The organism is Tepidimonas sp. (assembly GCF_046292505.1).
Taxonomy (GTDB): Bacteria; Pseudomonadota; Gammaproteobacteria; order Burkholderiales; family Burkholderiaceae_C; genus Tepidimonas.
The window spans coordinates 1-699 of sequence record NZ_JBKBQX010000187.1 but is presented as its reverse complement, the minus strand read 5'-3'; the positions used below and the strand labels follow the sequence as shown (position 1 = coordinate 699).

The 699-nt window shown below is 60.2% G+C and carries 2 protein-coding genes; one reads left to right on the top strand and one right to left on the bottom strand.

What is annotated here, in order from left to right; all coding sequences use genetic code 11:
• A partial coding sequence (locus ACK4TH_RS12640) for a SlyX family protein (protein WP_409626952.1) occupies positions 1–194 on the top strand: 194 nt, incomplete at its 5' end.
• 163 nt (positions 195–357) lie between these two features.
• Here ACK4TH_RS12640 and cas2 read toward each other — a convergent pair.
• On the bottom strand, positions 358–699 hold a 342-nt coding region (gene cas2, locus ACK4TH_RS12635), incomplete at its 5' end, for a CRISPR-associated endonuclease Cas2 (RefSeq protein WP_409626950.1).

The window sequence follows — 699 nt, the reverse complement described above, 5'->3', positions numbered from 1 at the left end:
ACCGCATCACCGAGCTCGAGGTCAAACTCGCGTTCGCCGAAGATCTGCTCGACACCCTCAATACGACGGTATATCGGCAACAGGAGCGAATCGCGCAGCTCGAACGCGCGCTGCGCGACCTGCGCCAGCTCGTCCTGCAGGCCATTCCCGCCGAACAGCGCAGCCTGCGCGACGAGATGCCGCCGCATTACTGACTACTTGTCATTTCGGTGCGGCTTGCTGTTACTATGCCCCCGCCTTTGGCGGGTCCCCCGCTGCTCGCAGCTTCATGCGTCGGCTTTTTACAAACAGGCCGCGAAGCGGCACGGTTCATGCGGGGGCCGCGTGCCCCCGCATGAACCGTTGTAGCTCCCTCTCTCACCCCGGATAGCTACAATCTTCCAGCCGACGCGGCATTCCTCGTCCAGCGTTGTAGCTCCCTCTCTCACCCCGGATAGCTACAATCTGGCCTCGCTCAAATCCCCATCCGGCCTGTGCCGGGTGGGGATTTTTCGTTCTGGAATTCTCCTCAAAACAACAGCAACTGAGAGGGCGGAACCTTTTTTTCCTGAAAAGCGGCATGCTCACCAGAAGCCGCATGCTGGCGTATTGCTTTTCGGTGACGGTCATCGCGCGCACCGAGCCTTCCGGCGGCAGGTTCTCGGCAAGCCGCGCCAGATGCTTTTTCTCGGCATCGATACCGTTGAGAATACGACCATA